Origin of the sequence: Pseudomonas ceruminis (assembly GCF_021602025.1) — a bacterium.
In the GTDB taxonomy this organism is placed as follows: Bacteria; Pseudomonadota; Gammaproteobacteria; order Pseudomonadales; family Pseudomonadaceae; genus Aquipseudomonas; species Aquipseudomonas ceruminis.
Genome location: NZ_BQHW01000079.1, coordinates 1 through 473 on the forward strand (window position 1 = coordinate 1; position 473 = coordinate 473).

Consider the following 473-nt stretch of genomic DNA (forward strand, 5'->3'; position numbering starts at 1 on the left):
AGAATTTCTTGACGACCATAGAGCATTGGAACCACCTGATCCCATCCCGAACTCAGCAGTGAAACGATGCATCGCCGATGGTAGTGTGGGGTTTCCCCATGTGAGAGTAGGTCATCGTCAAGATTCATTTCGCAAAACCCCTATCTGCGTGAGCAGGTGGGGGTTTTGTCTTTAAGTAGAAGCTAACGCTTTTTGCTGACCAGGTCGAAAGCCTAAGCAGCAACGCTAAAAAGGTGGTTGACAGCATTTTTGAATGCTGTATTATTCGCCTCCCGCTACGAGAGATCGCAGCGAGTCAAGTGTTTGAAGCTAAACGAGTTTCTCGGTAAAAACTTCAAAATAAACGCTTGACAGCAAATGAGGAAAGCGTAGAATGCGCGCCTCGGTTGAGACGAAACGCTCTTAACCAAACGCTCTTTAACAAATTGAATCAAGCAATTCGTGTGGGTGCTTGTGAGTACGGACTGATAGTC

The 473-nt window shown here is 46.5% G+C and carries 1 rRNA gene; it reads left to right on the plus strand.

The window, feature by feature from the left end:
* Window positions 1-7: 7 nt before the first annotated feature.
* Window positions 8-123: ribosomal RNA gene (gene rrf / locus L6D80_RS29875) — 5S ribosomal RNA — on the plus strand.
* The last annotated feature ends 350 nt before the right edge of the window (window positions 124-473 follow it).